We start from the raw sequence: 1,032 nt of genomic DNA, 5'->3' as shown, positions 1-1,032 counted from the left end.
TCAATAGCTTGTTCAAGTTCTTCGAAGGTTGAAAACTTTCTTAGATAATACATTTCAGATTTTAAAGTACCCCAAAAAGCCTCCATAGGACCATTATCAATACATCTACCTACTCTAGACATACTTTGAACTGCGTTAATTGCATTTAGTTTCGCCTTGAAAGTTTTACATGTGTATTGAAACCCGCGATCACTATGGAATAGTGGCGTTGCGGTCGGATTAACTTCAACGGCTTTATCTAAGGTGTCAAAAACTAATTTATTATTGTTATACTTACCTAATACATATGAAATAATAATGTTATCGCCAATATATAGTATTGCACTTAAATATGCTTTACTTCCATTAGTTAACTTAAACTCAGTAACATCTGTTAGCCATTTTTCATTTGGATTATCAGCCATAAATTCCCTATTTAATATATTTTCAGCGGTAATTTGTGGATTACTTTGAATATATCTTTTCTTTTTTCTCCTAATAACAGCAGTAAGTTTTATAGATTTCATAAGTCTGTATATACGTTTATGGTTATAATTTGAGTTAAAAATTCTATTAATATTTAACGTTATACGTCGATAGCCATAAATCCCTTTAACTTCAGAGTATAATTTAGTAATTTCATTTAAAATAACTTTATTTTCTTTATCTCTTTTAGTTGCGGAACGATTTAACCACTTATAATAAGAAGCCCGTCCAACCTCAGCACATTTACATAGTTCAAATATTGAATACCCTAATTCATGTAATTCTTTAATTGCAATATACTTATCTGTAGATGAAATAGTGTAATTATCTACCTCCTTTCTATCTCGTCTAATTTTTTTAAGAAGTCATTCTCCATTTTCAAACGTCTATTTTCAGCTTCTAAAAGCTTTAATTGTGCAACAAACTTTTCTGACTCACTTAGCTCGTCAAATGCTTTATTTTTTCCGCGTCTATCGACTAGCGCGTCATATCCATTTTCTTTATACTTTTTCACCCAAGTGTAAACTTGTTGATAAGAAACCTTATACTTCTCAGCAGTTAAATTAT

At 30.2% G+C, this 1,032-nt stretch carries 2 protein-coding genes; both read right to left on the bottom strand.

Going from position 1 to position 1,032, the window contains the following annotated elements; translation table 11 throughout:
• Positions 1–755, bottom strand: a 755-nt coding sequence (locus tag I4V51_RS20915) for an IS3 family transposase (RefSeq protein WP_347708684.1), incomplete at its 3' end; no start/stop codon positions are given.
• 38 nt (positions 756–793) lie between these two features.
• Positions 794–1,032, bottom strand: a 239-nt coding sequence (locus I4V51_RS20910) for a helix-turn-helix domain-containing protein (RefSeq protein WP_195990357.1), incomplete at its 5' end; no start/stop codon positions are given.

Origin of the sequence: Clostridium sp. D53t1_180928_C8 (assembly GCF_015667795.1) — a bacterium.
GTDB lineage: Bacteria > Bacillota > Clostridia > Clostridiales > Clostridiaceae > Clostridium.
This window is presented reverse-complemented; position numbering and strand designations above follow the sequence as displayed.